Here is a 23,815-nt window from a genome sequence, read left to right as displayed (position 1 = left end):
CGTCTAATGCAAATGGCTCGCTTTACGCGGGCCATTTTCTATTTCCGCGTCGCGTTTTCAAGCGTCGCTGCTTAAAGCGCATGCATTCCGGTTAATGCGAATTCAGCATTTACTGCGGACATTGGACTGCGCTGTTGCGTGCGCAACACACTTTCAGAAATTTCGAACACGGAAACGGCCTGTTTTAATTGCTCGGTCTGCTGATGCAGCGAAGCAGCCGCCGCTGCGGCCTGCTCGACGAGCGCCGCGTTTTGCTGCGTCATCTCGTCCATCTGCACGACCGCCTGGTTCACCTGCTCGATGCCGGTGCTCTGCTCGAGCGACGACGCGCTGATTCCGGCCATCATCTGCGTGACGCGCGAGATCGACGCCGACACATGGCTCATCGCTTCGCCGGCGCGCTCGACCAGCGCCGAGCCGCCCTGAATCTCCGCGACCGATTCGCTGATCAGCGTCTTGATTTCCTTCGCCGATTGCGCGCTGCGTTGCGCGAGGCCGCGCACTTCGCCGGCCACGACCGCGAAGCCGCGGCCCTGCTCTCCGGCACGCGCCGCCTCGACGGCGGCATTGAGCGCGAGGATGTTGGTCTGGAACGCGATACCGTCGATCACCGAAATGATCTCGGCGATTTTGTCCGAGCTCTGCGCGATGCCGCGCATCTTGTCGACCACCTGGTTGACGACTTCGCTGCCGCGCGACGTTGCATCGAGCGCGGTCTCGGCGAGCGCGTTGGCTTCGCGCGCGTGATCGGCGTTCTGGCGCACGGTCGCCGTCAGTTCTTCCATGCTCGACGCCGTTTCCTCGAGCGATGCCGCCTGGTTTTCGGTACGTGCGGACAGATCGGCGTTGCCGGTCGCGATTTCGTTGGCGCCGAGATGGATCGAGTCGGCCGATTCGCGCACGCTACTGACGGTGCGTGCGACGCTCGCCTGCATCGTCGCGAGGCCGGAGAACAGGCGGCCGATTTCGTTGCTGCCGCGCGCGGCGATCGGTTGATCGAGACGGCCTTGCGCGATGCGTTCGAAGTGGCGGCCCGCCTCCTCGAGCGGTGCCACGACGCCGCGGCGCAGCGCCGTATAGACGGCAAGCGTGCCGGCGACCAGCACGAGCAGAATCACCACGCTGACGATGCGAAACGCCGCCACGCGCGCATCGATCGAAGCTAGCGACGCGCGGCTCGCGGCGTCGCCGAATTGCTCGAAGTTGTGCACTTCCGCCAGATAGGCGTCCTGAAACGATTGCGTGGGTTGATCGAGGAAGGCCTGAATGTTGTTCGAGTCGAGATACTGCACGAGCTCAGCGAGCGCGCCGTGCAGCGTCTTGTAGCGTTCGGCGAGCGCGGTGGCGCGCGCGCTGTCTTCGTCGCTGGTCTTCTGGGCGCTCATGAAGCCCGCGAAAGACTGATCGGCGGCGGCGAGCTGTTCGCGAGCGTGCTGCACGATGTCCGTCGGCTCGGCGCCGCCGCGCACCATGCGCGTGCCGGCGCGCGACAGGTTGATGCGCGCGTCCATCAGGCGCTGCGTCGTCTGGTTGACCGCGTCGACCTGCTTCAGCGCGATGCTCGCCAGATCGCCGACGTCGTCGTGCGTGCGGGTCAGCGACCAGAAGCCCAACCCTACCGTGACGAGTTGGAAGACGCAGAACGCGGCCAGAACACATAGCAGGCCGGATGCGACCTTGATCTTGCTGAACATCGGGGACACCTGGGAACAAAGGATGACGGAGGCTACACCAGGGTTAACGGCAGCCCGATTAATGGCTTGAGGCCAAATCCCGCAAAAATCGCCCTACGTGCAGGTTTCATCGGCGATCGTCGCGATTGTGGTCGTTTTGCGCAACAATGCTCCGTTCATCGCGAGGAATCACCTTGCGCAGTGCAGCGGCACTTCCTAGAGTGGGTAGGGACCGCGTGGCGCTCGCCGTGCGGATGTACTGCTGCACCGATGCACCACCCCGACCCTGCACGAAGGAACCACGATGACCGACCTACTCGACCGGGCGCGCGGCGCACTGCATGCCCAGCCGTTCAGCATGCTGCTAGGCGCGGAGTTGATGCACGCCAGCAGCGAAGAGCTCACCCTGTGTCTGCCGATTCGCGATGAACTGCGGCAGCAGCATGGCTTCGTGCATGGCGGCGTCATCAGTTATCTCGCCGACAATGCGTTGACGTTCGCGGGCGCGCTGTCGCTGGGTCCGCGAGTCGTGACCGGTGAATACAAGATCAACTATCTGCGCCCGGCGGTGAAGGGCACGCTGATCGCGCGCGCCAGCGTCGTCTATGCGGGCCGGCATCAGGCGACCTGCCAGTGCAGCGTGTTCGTGATGGAGGGGAACCGGGAGAAGCTGGTGGCGGTTGCGCAGGGGACCGTGAATCGGATTGGGGAGAATGGAGAGCAGGAGGCGGGCAATTAAAGCCGCGCGGCATGAAAAAGGCCGCTCCTGCGCGTAACAGGAACGGCCTCGCATTTCACAGCGACAAGACAGGAAGAGAAAGCGCGTTACTCCGCCGCGTAAGTCTTCTGCGTCTGCTCGCCCAGCCCTTCGATACCCAGACGCACCGTCTGCCCCGGCTTCAGGAATACCGGGTTCGGCTTCACGCCCATGCCGACGCCCGGCGGCGTCCCGGTCGAGATCACGTCGCCCGGCTGCAGGCTCATGCACTGCGACACATACGACACCAGCTTCGCGACACTGAAGATCATCGTCTTCGTGCTGCCGTTCTGGTAGCGATGGCCGTCCACTTCCAGCCACAGGCTCAGGTTCTGCGGATCGGCGACTTCATCGCGCGTGACGACCCACGGGCCGATCGGGCCGAACGTGTCGAAGCCCTTGCCCTTGTCCCACGTGCCGCCGCGCTCGATCTGCCATTCGCGCTCCGACACGTCGTTGACGACGCAGTAGCCGGCCACGTGCTCGAGCGCGTTCGCTTCGTCAACGTACTTCGCCGCCTTGCCGATCACGACGCCGAGTTCCACTTCCCAGTCGGTCTTCTTCGAGCCGCGCGGGATTTCGATGTCGTCGTTCGGGCCGCTGATCGCGCTCGTCCACTTGTTGAAGATGACCGGTTCGGCCGGCACCGGCAGATTCGATTCCGCCGCGTGATCCGCGTAGTTCAGGCCGATGCAGATGAACTTGCCGATCTTGCCGACGCACGGGCCCACGCGCGGATTGCCTTCGACGAGCGGCAGCGTTGCCGGATCGAGCGCGCGCAGTTTGGCGAGGCTTTCATCGCCGAGCACAGCGCCGTCGATATCGCCCACCACCTTCGACAGATCGCGAATCTTGCCTTGCGCGTCCAGCAGGCCCGGCTTTTCCTGGCCCTTCGGCCCATAACGAAGCAGTTTCATCGTTGCACTTTCCTTTACGTTCAGTAGTGTTCGGTTCGTCAACCAATCAGAATCAGTTCGACCATCCGCCGTCGATCACATGGAGCTGGCCCGTCGTGAACGACGACTCGTCGGACGCGAGATACAGCGCGAGCGCGGCGATTTCCTCCGGCTTGCCGATGCGGCCCATCGGCTGACGCGCGACGAACGCGGCCTGCACCGCATCGACCGACGCGCCCTGCGCCTGCGCCTGCGCGGCGATCCGCTGTTCGAGCGACGGCGAGGACACCGTGCCCGGGCAAATCGCGTTACAGCGTACACCACGCGTGACGAAATCCGCGGCGACGGACTTCGTCAGCCCGACCACTGCGGCTTTCGACGCACCGTACGCGAAGCGGTTCGGCACGCCCTTCACGCTCGACGCCGCCGACGACATGTTGATGATCGAGCCGCCGCCCTTCTCCAACATGGCTGGCAAGAACGCGCGAATCATACGGTACATCGCCTTCGCGTTGAGGTCGAACGCGAAATCCCAGTCCTCCTCGCTGCATTCGAGGATATTGCCCGCATGCACGTAGCCCGCGCAGTTGAACAGCACGTCGATCGTGCCGACTTCCGCGGCGAGCGCCTTGATCGCCGCGCCGTCGAGCACGTCGAGCTTACGCGCCTCGACCGGCTTGCCAGCGAGTCCGTCGATGCGGATATCGGTGGCGATCACGCGCGCGCCTTCGCGCGCGAACAGTTCGGCGGTGGCGAGACCGATACCTTGTCCCGCCGCGGTGATCAGGGCCGTTTTGCCGGCCAGTCTTTGTGTCATCTACGACTCCAGTTGAATGGGCTGCTAACGAAATCAAAGCCGGTAAAACGCGGCGGCGTTCTCGCCGAACACGGCGTCGCGCTCGGCGTCGCTCAACGACGCGAGCAGCGTGGTCGCCACCGAATGCCACAGCAGATAGTCGCCGTTCAGTTCGAGCACGGGCCAGTCGCTGCCCCACATCAGCCGCGCCGGGCCGAAAGTGTTCAGCAGATGTTCGACGTAGGGCCGCAGCGTCTCTTCGGTCCAGCCGGGCGACGCCTCGGTCGCGAGACCAGACAGCTTGCAGTGCACCTGAGGGAATGCGGCGAGCCGGGCAATCGCATCGCGCCACACATCGTAGCCCGCCTGGCCGAAGCGGATCGGCGGCTTCGCGCCATGATCGACCACCATGCGCAACGCCGGAAAACGCTGCGCGAAAATCTCGACGTACTGCACGTGACGCGCGTAGATCAACGCATCGAACGCGAGGTCGTGCGCGATCAGTGCGTCGATCGCCGGCGTGAGGTCGGGGTTCGCGATCCAGCCGTCGTCGGGCAGGTCCTGCAGCATCGGCCGCACGCCCTTGAACTTCGGCTCGCGCGCGAGCGCCTCGATCAGATCGGGCGCGTTCGGCAACAGCAGCGGCACCCAGCCGACCACGCCCGCGATCGACGGCTCGTGCCGCGCGATGTCGAGCAGGTAGCGGGTTTCGTCGAGCGTCGGCGCGGCCTGCACGACCACGGTCCGCTCGATGCCGGCCTGTTCGCGCAACGGCTTCAGATCATCAGGCCCGAACGGCCGGTAGAGAATTTTCAGCTCCGGTGTCAGCCACTCGTAGTCGCCCCGCGCGGGGTCCCAGTAGTGCTGGTGAGCGTCGATCGGCATGGTCGGTTCAGTCCTCGGGCGCGGGCGCGCGCGGGTCGAGCAGGCCCGCGTCGCGCAATGCGGACCACAAGGCCGCGGGGATCGGCTGCTCGAACGACGCGACGTTCTCGCGCAATTCGTCGGCACTGCGCGCGCCGGTCAGCACGGTGGCGACCGCCGGATGCGCATACGGAAACTGCAACGCGGCAGCGGCGAGCGGCACATTGTGCGCGCGGCATACCGCCTCCAGACGCGCGACGCGCTCGATCACCTCGGGCGGCGCTGCGCCGTAATTGAATTTCAGATCGCCTTCGACGCCGCGCGCCAGAATGCCCGAATTGAACGCGCCGCCGAGCAGAATGCTGACGCCGCGCGCCTCGCAGGCGGGCAGCAGGTCATCGAGGGTGGTCTGCTCGAGCAGCGTATAACGCCCCGCGAGCAACGCGCAATCGATATCGCACTCGGCCATCGCGTCGAGAATCACCGCGCCTTCGTTGACACCGAGGCCGACCGCCTTGATCGCGCCGGTCGAACGCAGGCGCTCCAGCGCGCGGAAACCGCCGCCTTCGGTCAGTTGCCGCCAGTAGTGCGGATGCCGGTCGCCGTGCGTGACGCGGCCGATGTCATGCACGAGCAGGATGTCGATATCGACGATGCCGAGGCGCTGCTGGCTGTCCTCGAACGAACGCAGAATGCCGTCGTGCGTATAGTCGTAGATCGCTTCGAACGGCAGCGGATTCTGCCAGCCTTCGCGGTCGTCGAATGGCGACGTGCGCGGCACGAAGCGGCGGCCGACCTTGGTCGACAGCACATATTCGCCGCGCGGATAGTGGCGCAACGCGGCGCCGAGCCGATGCTCGGCCTTGGTGTTGCCGTAGTGCGGCGCAGTGTCGAAGTAGCGCACGCCCGCGTCCCAGGCGGCGGCGATGGTCGCATGGGCCTCCTCGTCGGACAGGTCGCGATACAGGCCGCCGAGCGGCGCCGTGCCGAGACATAGTCCGCTCACCTGCAACGAGCCGCGGCCGATCCGGCGCCGTTGCCCGATCCTGGATCCGATCGATGCCGACATGAGCGTGTCTCCCTATTTTGTGGTGTTTTTACCATGCGACGGGCCCAATGCGCAGCCAGAAAAGGCGCGCCTCGCTCACGCGTGCATTCATTCACCAATGAACGTATTATTCATATTCGAATTTTTCCAAGTCAAGAAAACTGCGCGACGCGATGCCCGGGGTTTTCCCTGGACAGCAGACATTCAGTTCGCGAAACGCTGCGCGCGCGCCAGATAATAAGAAATCCCGACGAGATCCCCTACCCTCACGATGGACGCCGAAGACAAAGACGACGACCGCTACCGCGCCCCCGCACTGGATAAAGGCCTCGACATTCTCGAGCTGCTGTCCGAGCAGAAGGAAGGACTCACGCGCGCCGAAATCACGCGCCAGCTGGGCCGCAATGCGAGCGAGATGTACCGGATGCTCGAACGCCTCGTCGCGCGTCAATACGTGGTGCGCTCGGCGGCCGGCGACCGCTACTCGCTGAGCCTGAAGCTGTTCGCGCTCGCGCACCGTCATCCGCCGATGAACCGGCTGATCGCCGAAGCGCTGCCGCTGATGCAGCGTTTCGCCGACGCGGCCGAACAGTCGTGCCACCTGGTCGTCTACGACCGCGGCAACCTGCTGGTGATCGCGCAGGTCGACGGACCGGGCTCCTGGGGCATGTCGGTGCGGCTCGGCTCGCGGGTCGGTCTGATCGACACCGGCTCGGGACGCGTGATGCTCGCGTTCCAGAGCGTCGAGCAGCGTCAGCAGATGCTTGCCGAGCACACCAAGGTGAAGGGCGAAGTGACGCTCGATCGCGACGCGCTGGAGGAGGCCTGCGAACGCATCCGCGCGGCGGGCTTCTGGCAGAAGGACAGCCAGCAGACCTTCGGCGTCACCGACGTGACGTTCCCGATCCTCGCGCCGTCCGGGCAGGCAATCGCGGTGCTCACCTGCCCGTATCTGCGGCGGATCGACGAGTACGTCGCGCCGACGCTCGAAGCGGCCACGACGCTGCTGCGCGACACGGTGCAGGCGCTGTCGATGTTCCGCGAGCAGGCCGCGTGATTGACGAGATGCGCGGCAAGTTGCGCGACGACGTTCGTGCGGCTGCACGCGCGCGCACTTGGTTTAGAATGGCGGCCCTTCCAAAATACCGCCGCATGACGGGCTCATGCGCGCGCATCGATTGAGCAATGGCCAAACTTCTGACCGATTCCGAATTCCAGCGTTTTTCCGAACTCCAGCAGAAGCAGTCGAGCTTCACGATCACCGCGGCAGAAGCCGACGAACTGCGCGACATCGTCGCTCACGCGCAGAAGCGCCGCGACGACCGCGCCGCCGCGATGCAAAGCATCGAGACTTTCATCCAGCAATTCGGCATCACGCCCGACGAGCTGTTTTCGCCCGAGCAGATCGGCGAAGCGGCGCGCACCTACGGCCTGATTCCGGCCGCGCGCAAGGAGCGCGTGCTGCCGCCGTCGCTGACGTTCAACGGCAAGCCGTACCAATGGACCACCCGCCCGCTGCCTGATGAAATTCGCGTGCCGCTGTTCGACGCGTTCAAGGGCGGCGAGTCGGTGAAATCGTTCATTTCGACGCTGAAGGACGCGAACCGCTGCGCCGCGACGATCGCGCGGCTCGAGCGCGAAACCGGCGCGGTGTATGCACAGGCATGGCTCGATGAGCTGTCGGTCACGCGCGCGCAAGTCGATGAGGCAGCGCAGAAGCTGGCGGCGTGAGGTGATGAAGCCGTGCGTTGAGCGGCTCGCGACGTAAGCCGCTCAAACCCCCGGCTGATTCTGCGCGGCGGACTTCGGCTCCGCCCCCGCCGTTTCGTCGAGCGCCATCCGGAAGCCGACCACGCCGGGGTCTTCGGTCCGCGTGATCGTGAAGCCGCTGGCCTTCGCCAGCGCGATCATCGCGGTGTTCTCGCGCAGCGCCTCACCGATCAGCCAGTGCGTATCGCGCGCCCGCGCGTACGCAATGATCCGCTGCATCAGCAACTGGCCGAGGCGGCGCCCCTTCTGGTCCGAGCGCACGGTCACCGCGAATTCGGCTGTCTCGTTGTCGGGATCGGCCACCGCGCGCACCACGCCGAGCGTCTGCGCGACGCCGTCTTCGTTCTCGACCGTCGCGATCAGCGCCATTTCCCGGTCGTAATCGATCTGCGTCATGCGCGCGAGTTGCGAGTGGTCGAACGCGCCGACCGCACCGAAAAAACGCAGCCGCAAATCTTCCGGCGTCATCGCGTTCACGAACTCGCGATGCGCGTTTTCGTCTTCCGGGCGAATCGGCCGTACCGTTATACGCATACCCTGCCAGTCGATCGTTTCCTCGAAGCGGCGCGGATACGGCACGATCGCGAGACGGCTGCGCTTCCCGCCGACCCGCAACACCGGATCGACCACCGTCACGCGGTCCCGGTAGACCCTCAGCTTCAACGAGAGGCCGACGATCTCGCGCACGTCGCAAACCGCTTGCGACAATGCCGTCAACGCGGCGAGCGTCGGCTCCGGCGCGACCAGCCTCGCGTATTGCGAACGGGTGACGATATCGCGCGCGAGCATCGGATTGAGCGGCGGCAGGCCGTACACGTGCAACCCGCTGGAAACGCCGTCGATCGGCGGCGCGGCGAAGCGGAACACGGGGCCGAAGTTGTCGTCGTCGTGCAGTTCAACGGCGACGTCGACGATGGGTTTTGTCGCGCTGTCGGCATCGGCGCACGGCGCAGCGGGGCCGGGCGCAGTGGCGCCCCCTTCTTCCACACCCTCCACCTGCAACCCGAATCGCGCCAGAAACCGCGCCGCCGCGTCCCCGGCGAGCTCGCTTTCGCCCGCCGCCAACGCTTCGCGAGCCTGCGCCTGGGCGGCGTCGATCGACTCGGGAATCTGCGCGGGCAGGCCTTCCGGCGTTTGCATCAGCAATTCGCGACCCAGCCGGTAATCGACCAGACGGGCGAACGCGCGCGCGAGCCGCTGCGGCGTCGTGTGCACCGGGATGCCCTGCGCATGCAGCGCGTCGCGCCTCGCCGCATCGACACCGCCGAAGAAGCATGCGAGCAGCCCGCGATACGCAAAGCGCTGATGCTCGATCAGCGCCTGCGCGACGTCGTCGACGGGCGCGCCATGCGTCGATGCGTGCACCACGACGGCGGTGCCGGTCTCGCGATACTCGCCGAGCAGCTTCAGCGCGGTGCCGAAGTGCTCAGGACGAGCGCCGTCGCCGAGCAGCAGCGGATTGCCGCCCACCGCGAGCGGCAGCGCTTCGCGCAGCGCGTCCGACGCCGCGGCAGGCCACGGCGCGAGCAGGCCGCCGGCGGCGCTGAATGCGTCGCGCGCGAGCGTCGCGAGACCCCGGTCGCTGGTAATCAGCGTCGCGGTGGCGCCCGCCGCCACACGGCCGACGCCGAGCGTTTCGATTTCGTCGAGCAGATCGTCGAGCGCGTCGACGCGCACGAGGCCCGCGCGCCGGAACGCCGCTGTATAGAGACCGTCGGCGGGATCGTCGCGGCCGGAGCGCAGCGCGAGCACCGGCTTGTTGCGCGCCGCCGCGCGCGCGGCCGACATGAACTTGCGCGCCGCCCGCACGCTGTCGAGTTCGACCAGGATCGCGCGGGTGCCGGGGTCGCTCGCGAGGTAATCGAGCACGTCGCCGGCATCGACGTCGGCCTCCGCTCCGAGCGCCACCGCGTGCGAAAAACCGAGCCCGCGCGCGCGTGCCCAGCCGAGCACCGCGTTGGTCAGCGCATTGGACTGCGACACCCAGGCGACGCCGCCCGCCTTGACCGTGCAAGACGGTGCGCCCAGATGCGCGCCGAGCGCCGGCGACACCACGCCGAGACTACCCGGCCCGACGATGCGCAACAGATGCGGCCGCGCCGCCGACAGCGCGTGCCGCAGTTCGAGCCGGTCTTCATCGCTGCGCGCCTCGCCGACGATGATCACGGCGCGCGTGCCCATGCCGCCGAGCTTGTGGATTAACGAGGGCCATGTCGCGGGCGGCGTGCAGATCACCGCGACGGTGGGCGCCTGCGGCAGATCGCTGACGTCGGAGATCACCGGATGGACGCCGAGCTTCGCGTGCTTCGGATTGACCGGCCACAGCGGGCCGTCGAAGCCGCCTTCGAGCACGCGCGCCCAGACCATCGCGCCGATGCTGCCCGGCCGCTCGGACGCGCCGATCACGGCGACGGATTTCGGGCGAAACAGGGCGTCGAGATTGCGAACGGTCACGGTCGCTCCATGCGGTTGGACAGGAATTGGAGCCGGCTTCGCGGCGGGGCGGGTGGTTCCGTCAGCATAGGCGAAGTCGCGCGCTGCCGCCGGGACGTCGTGGCGACCGAAAAGAAAAAAGCCGCGTCGATCGACGCGGCTTTTTAGCTTCGAAACCAGCGGACTCGCCGCTTTACATCGCCTTCCTGAACGGCGCCCCCGAGTGCTCGCGCAACTCGTTGAACACGATCTTCGGCCACGCCTTCTGCGCGACCTCGATCTCCGACACGTGCGAAGCCAGGTAGGTCGGCGCATCGGACGCATCGAGCGCGATGCGCGCCGAGTACGAGTCGGTGAAGCGGCGCAGCTCGGCCGGATCGTCGCAGGTCACCCAGCGTGACAGCCGGTAGCGCGCCGGCGCCATCCGCACGTCGACCTTGTATTCAGTCGACAGACGGTGCGACACCACTTCGAACTGCAGTTGCCCGACCGCGCCGAGAATCATCAGACCGCCCGCTTCGGGACGGAACACCTGGATCGCGCCTTCCTCGCCGAGCTGCTTCAGCGCTTCGCCGAGCTGCTTCGCGCGCATCGGATCGACCACTTCGACGGTCTGGAAAATTTCCGGCGCGAAGAACGGCAGGCCGACGAACTGAAGCTGCTCGCCTTCGGTCAGCGTATCGCCGAGACTGAGCGTGCCGTGATTCGGAATACCGATGATGTCGCCCGGATACGCCTCGCTCACCGTCTCGCGACGCTGCGACAGGAACGTGACCACGTTGTTCGCGCGGAACGTCTTGTTCGAGCGCGTGACCTTCACCGCCATGCCGCGCTCGAAACGTCCCGAACACACGCGGATGAACGCGACGCGGTCGCGGTGCGCGAGGTCCATGTTCGCCTGCACCTTGAACACGACGCCGGTGAACTTCGACTCTTCCGGCTGCACCGGACGCTGCACGGTCATACGCATCGACGGCGGCGGCGCGAGGTCGACCAGCGCGTCGAGAATTTCCTTCACGCCGAAGTTGTTGATCGCCGAGCCGAACAGCACCGGCGACTGCTGCCCGGCCAGAAACTGCTCACGGTCGAATTCGGGCGTCGCGCCGCTGATCAGATCGATCTCTTCCTTCGCACGTACCCACGCGTGGCCGAAACGGCGCTCGCCTTCCTCGTCGCTCAGTGCCTGCAGCGTTTCGACCGCGCCGCCGGCCGTATCCTGGCCGGCGCGGAACACCCGCACCTGATCGCGCTGGACGTCGTAGACGCCCTGAAAATCCTTGCCCATGCCGATCGGCCATGTGAACGGCACCGCCGCCACGCCGAGGTGCTGCTCGATTTCATCGAGCAGTTCGAGCGGCTCGCGCACTTCGCGGTCGAGCTTGTTGATGAACGTGACGATCGGCGTCTTGCGGCTGCGGCAGACTTCGAGCAGCTTCAGCGTCTGCGCTTCGACGCCGTTCGCGCCGTCGATCACCATCACGGCGGCGTCGACCGCGGTCAGCACGCGGTAGGTATCTTCGGAAAAGTCCTCGTGGCCCGGCGTGTCGAGCAGGTTGATCACGCAATCGCCGTACTCGAACTGCATCACCGAGCTCGCGACGGAAATGCCGCGTTGCTTTTCGATCTCCATCCAGTCGGACGTCGCGTAGCGGTTGCTCTTGCGGCCCTTCACCGTACCGGCGATCTGAATCGCGCCCGAAAACAGCAGCAGCTTTTCGGTGAGCGTGGTTTTACCCGCGTCCGGGTGGGAAATGACCGCGAACGTGCGGCGGCGTTTGAGTTCGGAGACTGACATCGGGTCTGGCGGTCACGGAAAGGGGTTCGGGCGGTTCCCGGCGGCTTTGGGCGGCCGGTATGCCGCGCGTGGCGCGGCGGCGTCGAGCTGCGAGAGTCGGGCGCGGGCCGGAATCGGCCGGCACTGGTTCGACAATGCGGGAATCGCTGGTGCAAAAACGGCGCAAGGTGCGAATGATACACGTCTGGCGCGACGGCCGGGGAAAGGGCCGCGGCACCGGACGGGGCGACCGCGCAAGCGTCCCGCGCCGCGCATGCCCGCGCGCAAAGGTGAGTGTTTTCGGGACTTGTGGCGGCGGATATGATTCGCGGCCAAAGGTGAGGATCGCGAAGCGCATGCACGCACCTGCCGCGGCGCACGCACCACAACCGCGATGTGCGGGAAAACCGCGGCAAAGCGTCGCAACGCTACGAACAGGCTCCGGCTCGACGCCTGGAAACGCCCGCCGGCAAAGGCTGGCGCGGGTTTGCGGCGAGCTGTGAGGAGCGGCGCGACACGATGATGATTCGCACCCGCGGCGGTGCGTCGCGCGACAAAGCCTGGCTCACCGAAGCATCCCGCGAGCTTCGAACGCATCGGTGAATCTCGCTGGACACGTTCAGGCGTCACGCAAAGGTGAGCGTTTTCGGGACCTTCGCAACGGTGCGGAACGAGTCAAACGACGCATCACTTCAGAGAACACGGACGCATCGGCATCCACGGCGAAATTCAACCTTCGATCAGAAACCGCTCGCGATTTTTCCCGACGAGCCAGGCCGGCGAGCGTCCACGGCCGCTCCAGGTTTCGCCGGTCTTCGGATTGCGGTACTTGGCGACTGCCGTCGCCGACGACTTGCGGCGCGGCTTCGACGCGGCGCTCGTGAAGCCGAGTTCTTCGGCGGTCAGATCGTATTCGGCAATCTTCTGCTTGATATCGGCGATAGCTTGCGCGACTTCCTTGTCGCGCGCGGCTGCGACTTCCTTGTGAAGTTTTTCGAGTTGCGCAGTCAACTGTTTGTAAGAGGCCATGCCGGTGTTCCCCCCTCGGTTGGACGCACTGCGATGAATCGCGATGAATGGTTAGCGGACACTATCAGACGAATAAATCACAGGATAGTGAATCACGCGGCCGAGCGCAGGCGCGAAGGCCGCGCTCAATCGTCGATCGCATCGTAGACGCGGCGTTCGAAGTCGATGGCCATCGGGAACGGGTCGATCGAGCGGCGCTGGATCAGCATCAGGCCGATCATGTTCTCGACCGGATCGGCGAACCAGCTCGTGCCGTACGCGCCGGGCCAACCGAACGAGCCGAGCGAGCGATAGCCTAGCGGCAATTGCTGCGCCGGATCATCGACGATCGACAGGCCGAGGCCGAAGCCCTGCCCCGCCCAGATCACGTGACCGAACGCAGGCAGGCGGCGCTGGTCGCGGCTCAGGAAATTGCTGCGCATCAGGTCGACCGAGCGATGCGACAGCAGCCGCGTGCCGCCGACGCGACCGCGCCCGAGCAGCAGTTGCGCGAATTGCAGATAGTCCTCGGCGGTCGAGACTAGCCCGCCGCCGCCGCTTTGAAAGCGCCGCGGATTGGCCCAGCGGCTCGCCGCCGCATGATCCTCGACCACGCGACGCCGCGTTCCCGGATCGATGTTGTACGCGGTGGCGAGGCGAGCAAGCTGCGCGTCGGGCACCCAGAACGCGGTGTCGCGCATGCCGAGCGGCTCGAAAATGCGCGTGCGGAAAAACTCGCCGAGCGGCATGCCGCTCACGCGTTCGATCAGCACGCCGAGCACGTCGGTCGCCACGCCGTAGTGCCAGCGCGAGCCGGGCTGGAACATCAGCGGCAGTGCGGCGATGCGCGCGAGGCACGCGCTGTTGTTGCCGCTGGCCTCGAAGCCGTTGAAAGCCGCTGAGTAGGCTTCGGCGAGCGGACCGGTTGCCGTGAAGTGATACGCGAAGCCCGCGCGATGCGTGAGCAGGTCGAGCACCGTAATCGGCGCGAGAATCGGATCGGTCTGGTCGAGCGGGCCGCTCGGATCACGCAGCACGCGCGGCGCCGCAAGTTCGGGCAGCCACCGCGAAACGGGCGCATCGAGCGCGAGGCGGTCTTCCTCGATCAGCATCATGATCGCGGCACTCGTCACCGGCTTCGTCATCGAAGCGATGCGAAACAGCGTGTCGCGCTCCATCGGCAATTGCGCGGCTTCGTCGCGTAGGCCTATCGGTTCGAAGTAGCCGAGTTCGCCGCGCCGCCATACGAGCGCCACCACCCCCGCCACTTCGCCGCGCTCCACGTAGCCCTGCATCGTGGTCGTCACCCTCGCGAGCCGGGTCGCGGCAAGCCCTGCTATCTGCATGTTCGTCCTGTGTCGGTAAAAGAAGGCGCGCGCGCCCATGTCACTTTGGCGATCAACCGATAGATATAACCGGTCCGGTGAAAGCGCACACGACGGCTTTCCTGATTGCCGATTCCGATTGGCGGACTTAGTGACGACACTCAGGCTTTCTGCCGTTTTTCCAATGCGCAAAGCGCGGCATCGAGGCGTTTGACACGGGTTGCCTGCGCCGGCACGATAACCGCGCCGGAAACGTGCTGGAGGCGGTTTCGCCAGTAAGACAACGGAATACGGTCTTCTGCGGAAATATGGGAAATTATCTGTTCGAGATGCTCGATATCTTTTTCGAGTTGCTGATGATTCATTGCTTTCCCCGGATTCTATTGAATTAGTGTTGAAGCAAAAAAATCGAAAGCATAAGTCGCGTTGGCCCGCGCGACCCGAACTAATGCCCGCCAGCAGCGGGAAAACCTTCCTCTTCATTTTCTGCGCCGGAAAAAAACGGCAGTTTCTTCTCGCCGGGGTTAAATTCCCAACGGTTTAAAAAGAATACTGCTGTCAAATTTCACGTTCCGTTGCCTGCCGCACTGAACTTCGTTGGACACCCCGAAGGAAAAGATAAGTCGTTGTCGGGGCGCAAAGGATAATCGGTGTACGGCGACTCAACGTTGTAAAAAAGCCGCGTGCGGCGTACTTAACTCAATTCGCATGCTAATCGCGGATCGGACCCACATTAGGCATGAATTTATGACAGCCATGTGGTAACCGCAAGCGTATCGGGACTTGGCAGGGAATCACCTGGAACAGGTGAAAAGACCAATGCCGCCTGCGAATGAAACTGCCGCGCGCGCCGGCGTTGCACCGGCGCGGCTAAAGGTGCTTACTTCGCGGTCGCGCGGCACGCGTAGATCAGGCTCAGCGTGCCGCCCTGGCTCGACTGCCGCACGACGTCGAACGCGCCATTGCAACTGGCGGCCGCCTGTTGCGAGCACGAGTCGGAACCGACCGGGCATTGCACGAGCGTGGTTAAGCGGCCGTCCGGCAGGAACAGCGGCGCGCTGCTGCTACACCCGCCAAGCGCGACGATCGCGCCGACGGCCAGCATGATGCTCGAGCGGCGCGCGAAGAAGGAAAGGCGTTTCATGGAGACCCCGGTCACGTCTTGTTTTTCGATCCCGCGATTGTGCCACGCTGCCCTCGTGCTGCGTCAGTTCGCGCCGCGCGGCCGAGCGGGCGCGGCGCGTCAGACGTCGATGCCGTGCGCGGCGATCTTCTTGTACAGCGTCGCGCGGCCCATGCCGATCTGTTTCGCAGTGTCGATCACGCGGCCGCCGTTCGCGCGCAACGCGTCGCACAGAAAGCGCTTTTCGAAGGCGGCCATCGCGTCGCTCCACGAAGTGGGTTCCGCGGCGGCCGCAACGTCCACGCTGGCAGCCGCGACAGACGGGGTCCGCGTCGACGCCGTCGCGCCACCCTGCCCCGAGCCGATGAACGGCGCAAGCACGCGCGCATCGATGCGTTCGCTGTCGGACAGCATCACGGCGCGCTCCAACGTGTTGCGCAGCTCGCGCACGTTGCCGGGCCAGTCGTACGCGCACAGCAGACGCAACGCGTCGTCGTGTAATTCGAAGTGGCTGCCGCCGCCCGCCTGCGCGGCCAGATCCTCGAGCATCGCGTAGGCGAGCGCCTCGATGTCGGATGGACGCTCACGCAGCGCGGGCGCGAGGATCGTCAGCACGTTGAGCCGGTAGTACAGATCCGCGCGAAAACGTCCGGCCGCGACGAGCGCGGGTAGATCGGCCGAGGTCGCCGCGATGATCCGCACATCCGCGCGCACGACGCGGTTCGAGCCGAGCGGCTCGAACTCCTTGTCCTGCAGCACGCGCAGCAGCTTGCCCTGCAATGGCAGCGGCATATCGCCGATCTCGTCGAGAAACAGCGTGCCGCCGTTGGCGAGCTCGAACTTGCCGACCCGCCCCTTGCGATCGGCGCCGGTGTACGCGCCGGGTGCGGCGCCGAAGAATTCGACTTCGAGCAGCGTGTCGGGAATCGCCGCGACGTTGACGCTGACGAGCGGCTTATGCGCGCGCGCCGAGCCGCCGTGAATCGCATGCGCGAGCAGTTCCTTGCCGGTGCCGGTTTCGCCGAGCAGCAGCACCGGCGCTTCGAGTTGCGCCGCGCGCCGCGCCTGGCGTTTCACTTCGAGCGACGCCGCGCTCGTGCCGACGAAGCTGCCGAATGTATAGCGCGCGCGGCGCGCCTGCGCGAGCGACTGGCGCGTCGCGATCAGTTCCTGCTGCAGCCGCGAGTACTGCGAAAACAGCGGCGACAGCGCTTTCAGCTCGTCGAACAGCGCGAAGCCGACCGCGCCGATCGTCGCGCCGGCATCGTCCTTCAGCGGCAGACGCGTGACGACGAGCGGCTCGCGATCGGTCTCCATGATGTCGAGCAGGATCGGCTTGCCAGTGTTGACGACTTCGCGCATCAGACTGTTCGGGATCACCGCTTCGCAATCGCGGCCGATCGCATGTTGCGGGTCCGAAAAGCCGAAGCGCGCCGCATACCGTTTATTGATCCAGACAACGCGCGCTTGCCCGTCTACGATGAAGGTGCCTTCACTGAAGTTTTCGAACGTGCGAAACAGCGATTCCATCGCCCGACGCAGCACGTCGTCGTAGGCGGCGGGCAGGCCCGTCCAGTCGGTCATCATGCTGTCGTTGTCTCCGCTTATCGTTTTGTTTGCAATCAATCTCAATTGCTAGACAAATTTATCTCCAAACAGAGACAGGCGACAGGCCTTATGCATCGTGACTTACCCTGGTTTCAAGTGATCTTAGCTGGATTGAAGTCCCGTTTCGGAGACACCCGGGTACAATCCGCCAACGATGCCTCGGGCCACCGCTGCCCGCCCGCGCCAGGCGCCGCAGCGCTTCAGCGGACAAACGCCGGGCATGGCATGGAATCTGCATCTCGACCGCGCCGCGCCGTCGCTTGATCAGGACGGCAAAAAAGGTAGAACAACCAGGCTATGGAGACTCAATGACCTTTCTCATCGTTATCGCCGCGCTGGCGTTTCTGATGTTGGCCGCGTATCGCGGCTACAGCGTAATCCTGTTCGCGCCGATCGCGGCGCTCGCCGCCGTCCTGCTCACCGAGCCCGCCGCCGTCGCGCCGGTCTTCACGAGTATTTTCATGGACAAGATGGTCGGCTTCGTGAAGCTGTACTTCCCCGTGTTCCTACTCGGCGCCGTGTTCGGCAAGGTGATCGAGCTGTCGGGCTTCTCCGAGTCGATCGTCGCGGCCGCGATCCGCTATATCGGTCGCTCGCGCGCGAACGCGGTGATCGTCGCGGTGTGCGCGTTGCTCACCTATGGCGGCGTGTCGCTGTTCGTCGTCGTGTTCGCGGTCTATCCGTTCGCGGCCGAGCTGTATCGCCAGAGCAACATTCCGAAGCGGCTGATGCCCGGCGCGATCGCGCTCGGCGCGTTCTCGTTCACGATGGACTCGCTGCCCGGCACGCCGCAGATCCAGAACATCATCCCGACGACGTTCTTCAAGACCACCTCGTGGGCCGCGCCGACGCTCGGCGTGCTCGGCTCGCTGTTCATCATCGTGGTCGGTCTGACGTATCTGGAATGGCGCCGCCGCGGCGCGATGGCGACCGGCGAGGGTTACGGCACCGAACTCGTCAACGAGCCGGAGCGCGTCGAATCGAAAGAACTGCCGCATCCGCTGCTGGCGATCGCGCCGCTCATCGTGGTCGGCGTCGCGAACTTCTTGCTGACGCGCTGGATTCCGACCTGGTACGGCCCGTCCTTCACGGTCACGCCGGAGATCCTGCCGGGCCTGCATGCACCGGTCGAAACGAACGTCAAGGCTCTGGTGGGGATTTGGGCCGTGCTGGGCGCGCTGCTGCTCGGCATCATCATGGTCATCGTGACGGCGTTCGGCCGCGTCAGCCACCGCTTTGCGGTCGGCACCAAGGCAGCGGTGGGGGGAGCGCTGCTGGCGTCGCTCAATACCGCGTCGGAATATGGCTTCGGCGGTGTGATCGCGGCGCTGCCGGGCTTTCTCGTCGTCAGCAATGCGCTGAAAAGCATTCCGAATCCGCTCGTCAATGCAGCGGTGTCGGTCAGCACGCTGGCGGGTATCACGGGTTCGGCATCGGGCGGTATGAGCATTGCGCTCGCCGCGATGTCCGATACGTTCATCAAGGGCGCGCAGGCCGCGAATATTCCGCTCGAAGTACTGCATCGGGTGGTCGCGATGGCGAGCGGCGGCATGGATACGCTGCCGCACAACGGCGCGGTGATTACGCTGCTCGCGGTGACGGGTCTCACGCACCGGCAGTCGTATCGCGACATCTTCGCGGTCACGGTGATCAAGACGCTCGCGGTGTTCTTCGTGATCCTGGTGTATTACACGACCGGCCTCGTGTGAACGTCGAACCGGAAAGCAGCACTTTGATCTGATAGATCCGCATTAGTCCCACCTCGACAGACCGCCGACGAAGCACGAGGATGGAGGCGTCAGCGCCCAATGTTGCAAGGGCAGGCTGACCCGAGTAACAACGGCGTTTAACGGCCCGTCCTATCCGGACGGGCTATTTTTTTCAGTGCGCGATTCGTGCGCGAAAGGTGAGGAAATCCGGGCGCGACGCCAACCACAGCGAGAGTGCCGCCGGACGCCGCCTAGCCCGCGCCCGCGTCACCCGCATGACAAAACCCGAACGCAAGCCGCGCCGCCGAGGGGCATGAAAAATGCAGCCGTCGCAACGAGGAGTCGCGTTAAACTGGTTGCTCGCTCCGCAACCGCGAATGCGCGAAAACCCGGGCGAGATCGAAACAGAAGCAGACGCAACACGGCACGACGACGCGGCAGACGGCACGCCATCCGCCCCGTACAATGGCTCCATCACCAACGCAACAAGGACAACTTCGATGCGCATTACCGGGTCCTCCGGGTCAATGGCCCTGCTCACCGAATACGACGACGCAACGGCGCGCGAACTTCGCTCGCTGCGCCTCGAATCGACCGAAGACGGCAAAGGCATCCTGCTGATCGAGGTCGATGAGCGCAAGCCGGGCATACATCGTGAAGTGCGCTACGAAATCACGCCCGCGGAGCTGATCGCCGCGATCCGCGCGCATGGCGCCGAGTTGCCGGGCGAGCAGCACAACCATCGTCAGTGAAGCAGGCGCGCGGCGTGTTACCGTCGCGTGACTCGTCAGCCTCCCCGCGCCGGTGGCGTCGCGCTTCGACGCGGCAGCGCGGAATTGTTCGCATGGGGCGCGCCCGCGTGCGTCGCCGTGCTTCCGCTTGTTGCGCTCGAACCGCCAATCCCCGCTTTCCTACGGGTTTTTGCAAGCGCTTTCGCGCGTCTCGTCGAGCCTGCTTACCCGGCCTTCTACCACTTGTCACACGCGGTTGCCACGCTTGTGTAGCGGGGCATGTGGCCTTATATGCAGACCTGACTGCAGCCACAAGACGGGCCGATTTCCAGGTCGGTTGCACGTCTTGAAAATACGTCCATAATCCTTGCATTCCCCTTTGCGTTCCTTACCGCGCTGCGCCCGCAAGGGCCGCGGATATTAAACCGATGCTACATGACCTCGTCGCGCAATATGGACCGGCGCTCGTCTTCGCAAACGTGCTAGCCGCCGCGCTCGGGCTGCCGGTGCCAGCCATGCCGTCGCTCGTGCTGTTCGGCGCGATGGCCGCGATGCACCCCGGCTCGGTCGGCACGCAGTTGCTGCCGGTCCTCGTGCTGTCAATCTTCGCGACGCTGATCGGTGACAGCGCGTGGTACGTCGCGGGCCGCATCTACGGCGGCAATACGCTGAAGACGATCTGCCGGCTGTCGCTGTCGCGTGACACCTGTGTGAAAAAGACCGAGCGCTTCTTCGGCCGCTGGGGCGTGCGCGTGCTCGCGGTCGCGAAGTTCGTGCCGGGACTGTCGATCGTATCGATCCCGATGGCCGGCGCGATGGGCACGCGCTACCGCACCTTCCTCACCTACGACGGCGTCGGCGCCGCGCTGTGGTCCGGCACCGGGCTGATCATCGGCGCGCTGTTCGCGCGGCAGATCGACATGCTGTTCGCGATCGCCGGGCGGCTCGGGCGCACGGCGGCGCTGGTCGTGGTCGCGTTGCTGGTGCTGTACGCGGCGTACCGGTGGATCCGCCGCCGCCAGTTGATCGCGAAGCTCGCGTCCGCGCGCATCGAGGTCGACGAACTCGCGAAGCTGTACAAGGCTAATCAGGCACCGGTCGTGTTCGACATCCGTTCGCAGGAGAAGCGCAAGCTCGATCCGTTCGTGATTCCAGGCGCGCAATTCGCCGACGAACGGCAACTCGACGGCATCGTCGCCAGCTATCCACGCGATCAGAAGCTCGTGATCTACTGCTCCTGCCCGAACGAGATTTCCGCGGCATGGATGGCCAAGCAACTCACCGAAGCCGGTTTTTCCGACGTGCTGCCGCTGCGCGGCGGCATGGAAGCCTGGCGCGACTCGGGCAAGCCGGTCGACTCGCTGCCCGAAATGCCGCCGCCAGAAGTCACCGTCGACGATATCGCGCCCAAAGCCGTCTAGTAGAAATCAGCGGCGGCATCGTCCGCCTGACGCGCGCGGCACGGCTCGTCCCGGCGTGTGAGCGCGCATTGCGTTGCCTCGCGTTCAATCGTGCTATGAACATCGAAGGAGCGGTTCAATGCTTTCGACTCAGGACGTTTCGACTCAAGAAGTGGAAGGACAGCAGGGAGTCGTCGCCGACGCGCCGTTTTCTTCGCTGTCGACGCGTTTGCATCAGATGTTTCCGGAGCTCACTTGCGCCGAGATCGACCGGCTGCGCCGCTTCGGCGAGATCGGTCGCTGGAAGTCCGGCGAGTTGCTGTTCGAGACCGGCCACACCGGCCCCGGCATGTTCGTGCTGCTCGAAGGGCGCGTGAAGGTCTATCAGCGTGACGGCATCGGCCGCGAGCACGTGATCAGCGAGCGCGGCGCCGGGCATTTCCTGGCCGAGGTCGGGCAACTGTCGGGCAAGCCCTCGCTGGTGAACGGCCTCGCGACCAGCGCCGTCGAAGCGCTGCTGATTCCGCCCGACCGGCTGCGCGCGCTGATCGTCGCCGAAGCGGAACTCGGCGAGCGCATTATGCGCGCGCTGATTCTGCGGCGCGTGTCGCTGATCGAAAAGGGCGCGGGCGGCCCGATCCTCGTCGGCAACAGCAATGACCCGCGGCTCGTGATGCTGCAAGGCTTCCTGTCGCGCAACGGCCATCCGCATTCGGTGATCGACGAACGCGACGAAGACGCGCTGCGGCTGATCGAGCAGTTCGCCGCGCAGCGCGAGGACCTGCCGCTCGTGATCTGCCCGGACGGCACGGTGCTGCGTCATCCGAGCATGCCGGAGCTTGCCACTCGCTTAGGTCTGCTGCCCGATCTCGACGACACCTACGTGTACGACGTCGCGATCGTCGGCGCGGGACCGGCCGGACTCGCCGCCGCGGTGTACGCGGCCTCCGAAGGGCTGTCGGTGATCGTGCTCGACAGCCGCGCACCGGGCGGCCAGGCGGGCGCGAGCTCGCGCATCGAAAACTACCTCGGCTTTCCGACCGGCATCTCGGGCCAGGCGCTTGCCGGCCGCGCGTTCGTGCAGGCGCAGAAGTTCGGCGCGCACGTTGCAATTCCGGTCAGCGTGCAGGCGCTGCATTGCGGGCAGACACCTTATCGGCTCGAAACGAAATGCGGCGGTCACATCAGCGCGCGGGCGATCGTGATCGCGAGCGGCGCCGTGTACCGGCGACCTGCGCTCGACGGGCTCGAGCGCTTCGACGGACGCGGCGTCTACTACTGGGCGTCGCCGGTCGAGGCGAAGCTGTGCAAGCGCCAGGAGGTCGTGCTGGTGGGCGGCGGCAATTCGGCCGGCCAGGCGATCGTCTATCTGGCGACGCACGCGGCCAAGGTTCACGTGCTGATCCGCCGCAGCGGTTTCGAGGCGACGATGTCGCGCTATCTGATCGACCGCATCCGCTCGCTGCCGAACGTGTACGTGCATCCGAATTCGGAAGTGGGCCGGCTCGAGGGCGATGAGGACGGGCTCGTGTCGGTCGCGCTGAAGCGGCCGCTGCCCGACGGCGTCGATCACTTCGACACGCGGCATCTGTTTCTCTTCACCGGCGCGGACCCGAACACCGAATGGCTGCGCACCTGCGGCGTGCAGCTCGACGCGAAAGGCTTCGTGCTGACCGGCATCAGCGCGGACGGCTCGGCCACCGCGTGCGATCTCGGGACTACGGTCGAAGGGGTCTATGCGATCGGCGATGCGCGCGCCGGGTCGACGAAACGCGTGGCCGCGGCGGTCGGCGAAGGCGCGGCCGTAGTCGCGCAGATTCACCAGTTGCTGGCACACATGAGCGGGGAAGAGGTGGCGCTCGGTGCGTGAGTCTCGGTGCGGTCTTTAGCGCATCGTCTTTACCGCATCCGTCTTCAGTGCAACGCGGCCCACGCGAGCGACACCGAGAACACGCCGAGCACGATCGACGCGCCGCGCTGCACCCTCGCCGGTTCGAGCCAACCGAGTCGGCCTCTGCCGAGCGCTGCGCCGAACGCGATCCACGCGAGTGCGATCGGCGCGGCGAGGCACGCGAACATCGCCATCGTGAGCAGATAAGCGGGCAAGTGCATGAACGCGGCGGCCGGAAAGATCGTGCCGCCGAACAGCAGCCCTTTCGGATTGAGCAAGGTCGCGACGAACAGCGCGCGCACGTTGCCAGCGCGTTGCGTCGAGCCGGGCAGTGCCACCGCCGCGCGCCACATATCGAGCGCAAGCCACGCGATATACACGCTCGCGGCCACGCGCAGCAGCGACGGCAGCCACGGCCACGCCTGCGCCGCGTGCGCGAAGAAGCGTCCCCACGCGGAGATCGACACCAGATAGCCCGCCAGTTCGGCGGCGATCAGCGGCAGCGCGCGGCGCAAACCGGCGCGCAAACCGGCCGCCGCCAGTAGCGTGTTGGTGGGGCCGGGCGTCACCAGTACCACGATGATGCCGGTGGCCAGCAACGCGATCTCGGTCGCAGAGAGCATAAAAAAGCGCACGGTGAGTTACACAGTGCGCCTTTGTAGCACAGACAGCCCGACGGCTGCGCCGAAGCGGACCCGTCGGTTCAGCGGTCCGCTCAGCGCATCGCTCAGCGCTCCAGCTTCGCGCGCAGCTCGCGCGCGGCCTCCAGCAGTCCTTCATACCCCGAACGCGCGTGCTCCGGCAGATCGGGATCACCGACCAGCGCGCCGAGCGTTTCGATCAGACTGTACACAATGCCTTTCGCCGCGCCCGACGCAATGCCACCTGACGACATCTGCTGATCGACGTGACTGAGCGCCGCGTCGAGCTGCTCGATCTCCGGACGATCGTCGGAGGGCGGCTTGGGAGGAACGTCTTGCGTCATGATCGAACACCACTCCTTTAAGTG

General features: G+C 65.5%; 21 protein-coding genes. 7 read left to right on the top strand and 14 right to left on the bottom strand.

Going from position 1 to position 23,815, the window contains the following annotated elements:
* Window positions 1-71: 71 nt before the first annotated feature.
* The gene (locus AB3X94_RS05235; protein ID WP_368610939.1) at window positions 72-1,694 is read right to left on the bottom strand and encodes a methyl-accepting chemotaxis protein; all 1,623 of its coding nucleotides are present in this window, start codon (window positions 1,692-1,694) and stop codon (window positions 72-74) included.
* A gap of 283 nt (window positions 1,695-1,977) precedes the next feature.
* Between AB3X94_RS05235 and AB3X94_RS05230 the strand changes: the two genes are divergently transcribed.
* Window positions 1,978-2,412, top strand: a complete 435-nt coding sequence (locus AB3X94_RS05230; RefSeq protein ID WP_013092905.1) for a PaaI family thioesterase — start codon at window positions 1,978-1,980, stop codon at window positions 2,410-2,412.
* A gap of 86 nt (window positions 2,413-2,498) precedes the next feature.
* Here AB3X94_RS05230 and AB3X94_RS05225 read toward each other — a convergent pair whose 3' ends face one another.
* From AB3X94_RS05225 to AB3X94_RS05210, 4 genes are read right to left on the bottom strand one after another with little or no spacing between them, the layout of a single operon-like run.
* Window positions 2,499-3,347 carry an ureidoglycolate lyase gene (locus tag AB3X94_RS05225; protein WP_176107145.1) on the bottom strand — a complete coding sequence of 283 codons (849 nt, stop codon included), beginning with the start codon at window positions 3,345-3,347 and terminating at the stop codon, window positions 2,499-2,501.
* Between the two features lie 52 nt (window positions 3,348-3,399).
* A complete protein-coding gene (locus AB3X94_RS05220) occupies window positions 3,400-4,143 on the bottom strand; it encodes an SDR family oxidoreductase (protein WP_176107144.1) in 744 nt (247 codons plus the stop codon).
* A gap of 33 nt (window positions 4,144-4,176) precedes the next feature.
* Entirely contained in the window at window positions 4,177-5,007 is an 831-nt protein-coding gene (locus tag AB3X94_RS05215) for an amidohydrolase (protein ID WP_368610938.1), read from the bottom strand.
* A 7-nt stretch (window positions 5,008-5,014) separates the two neighbouring features.
* Window positions 5,015-6,055, bottom strand: a complete 1,041-nt coding sequence (locus AB3X94_RS05210) for an aldo/keto reductase (protein WP_368610937.1) — start codon at window positions 6,053-6,055, stop codon at window positions 5,015-5,017.
* Between the two features lie 250 nt (window positions 6,056-6,305).
* On the opposite strand from AB3X94_RS05210, the gene AB3X94_RS05205 reads away from it, so the two are divergent.
* Both AB3X94_RS05205 and AB3X94_RS05200 read left to right on the top strand, forming a co-directional pair.
* A complete protein-coding gene (locus AB3X94_RS05205; RefSeq protein WP_013092900.1) occupies window positions 6,306-7,091 on the top strand; it encodes an IclR family transcriptional regulator in 786 nt (261 codons plus the stop codon).
* A 128-nt stretch (window positions 7,092-7,219) separates the two neighbouring features.
* On the top strand, window positions 7,220-7,765 hold the full coding sequence (locus tag AB3X94_RS05200) for a hypothetical protein (protein ID WP_368610936.1): 546 nt from the start codon (window positions 7,220-7,222) through the stop codon (window positions 7,763-7,765).
* A gap of 42 nt (window positions 7,766-7,807) precedes the next feature.
* Here AB3X94_RS05200 and AB3X94_RS05195 read toward each other — a convergent pair whose 3' ends face one another.
* The 7 genes from AB3X94_RS05195 to AB3X94_RS05165 all read right to left on the bottom strand — a co-directional run bounded on the left by AB3X94_RS05195 (window position 7,808) and on the right by AB3X94_RS05165 (window position 17,054).
* On the bottom strand, window positions 7,808-10,258 hold the full coding sequence (locus tag AB3X94_RS05195; protein ID WP_368610935.1) for a GNAT family N-acetyltransferase: 2,451 nt from the start codon (window positions 10,256-10,258) through the stop codon (window positions 7,808-7,810).
* Window positions 10,259-10,430: 172 nt separating this feature from the next.
* The gene (locus tag AB3X94_RS05190; protein WP_176107139.1) at window positions 10,431-12,032 is read right to left on the bottom strand and encodes a peptide chain release factor 3; all 1,602 of its coding nucleotides are present in this window, start codon (window positions 12,030-12,032) and stop codon (window positions 10,431-10,433) included.
* Window positions 12,033-12,740: 708 nt separating this feature from the next.
* On the bottom strand, window positions 12,741-13,040 hold the full coding sequence (locus AB3X94_RS05185) for an H-NS family nucleoid-associated regulatory protein (protein WP_176107138.1): 300 nt from the start codon (window positions 13,038-13,040) through the stop codon (window positions 12,741-12,743).
* A gap of 125 nt (window positions 13,041-13,165) precedes the next feature.
* Entirely contained in the window at window positions 13,166-14,365 is a 1,200-nt protein-coding gene (locus AB3X94_RS05180; RefSeq protein WP_368610934.1) for a serine hydrolase domain-containing protein, read from the bottom strand.
* A 140-nt stretch (window positions 14,366-14,505) separates the two neighbouring features.
* Entirely contained in the window at window positions 14,506-14,709 is a 204-nt protein-coding gene (locus tag AB3X94_RS05175; protein WP_018438439.1) for a hypothetical protein, read from the bottom strand.
* Window positions 14,710-15,224: 515 nt separating this feature from the next.
* Window positions 15,225-15,488, bottom strand: a complete 264-nt coding sequence (locus tag AB3X94_RS05170) for a hypothetical protein (protein WP_176107136.1) — start codon at window positions 15,486-15,488, stop codon at window positions 15,225-15,227.
* A 99-nt stretch (window positions 15,489-15,587) separates the two neighbouring features.
* A complete protein-coding gene (locus tag AB3X94_RS05165; protein WP_368610933.1) occupies window positions 15,588-17,054 on the bottom strand; it encodes a sigma-54 interaction domain-containing protein in 1,467 nt (488 codons plus the stop codon).
* Between the two features lie 329 nt (window positions 17,055-17,383).
* On the opposite strand from AB3X94_RS05165, the gene AB3X94_RS05160 reads away from it, so the two are divergent.
* From AB3X94_RS05160 to AB3X94_RS05145, 4 genes are all read left to right on the top strand, one after another.
* Window positions 17,384-18,784 carry a GntP family permease gene (locus AB3X94_RS05160; RefSeq protein WP_176107134.1) on the top strand — a complete coding sequence of 467 codons (1,401 nt, stop codon included), beginning with the start codon at window positions 17,384-17,386 and terminating at the stop codon, window positions 18,782-18,784.
* 500 nt (window positions 18,785-19,284) lie between these two features.
* On the top strand, window positions 19,285-19,536 hold the full coding sequence (locus AB3X94_RS05155) for a hypothetical protein (RefSeq protein ID WP_008921056.1): 252 nt from the start codon (window positions 19,285-19,287) through the stop codon (window positions 19,534-19,536).
* Window positions 19,537-19,943: 407 nt separating this feature from the next.
* Complete coding sequence (locus AB3X94_RS05150) at window positions 19,944-20,936, top strand: DedA family protein/thiosulfate sulfurtransferase GlpE (protein ID WP_176107133.1); 993 nt, start codon at window positions 19,944-19,946, stop codon at window positions 20,934-20,936.
* A 118-nt stretch (window positions 20,937-21,054) separates the two neighbouring features.
* Window positions 21,055-22,785 (top strand): FAD-dependent oxidoreductase, encoded by a 1,731-nt coding sequence (locus AB3X94_RS05145; RefSeq protein ID WP_368610932.1) that lies wholly within the window; start codon window positions 21,055-21,057, stop codon window positions 22,783-22,785.
* Between the two features lie 44 nt (window positions 22,786-22,829).
* On the opposite strand, the gene AB3X94_RS05140 is transcribed toward AB3X94_RS05145, so the two are convergent.
* Both AB3X94_RS05140 and AB3X94_RS05135 read right to left on the bottom strand, forming a co-directional pair.
* Window positions 22,830-23,429 carry a LysE family translocator gene (locus tag AB3X94_RS05140; RefSeq protein ID WP_368610931.1) on the bottom strand — a complete coding sequence of 200 codons (600 nt, stop codon included), beginning with the start codon at window positions 23,427-23,429 and terminating at the stop codon, window positions 22,830-22,832.
* 104 nt (window positions 23,430-23,533) lie between these two features.
* Window positions 23,534-23,791: a hypothetical protein gene (locus AB3X94_RS05135; RefSeq protein ID WP_176107130.1), complete on the bottom strand. Its 258-nt coding sequence runs from the start codon at window positions 23,789-23,791 to the stop codon at window positions 23,534-23,536.
* Window positions 23,792-23,815: the final 24 nt, after the last annotated feature.

This window comes from Paraburkholderia sp. BR10923 (assembly GCF_040948765.1).
Taxonomy (GTDB): Bacteria; Pseudomonadota; Gammaproteobacteria; order Burkholderiales; family Burkholderiaceae; genus Paraburkholderia; species Paraburkholderia youngii.
The sequence above is the reverse complement of the archived record's forward strand: the minus strand, read 5'-3'. Positions and strand labels throughout refer to the sequence as shown.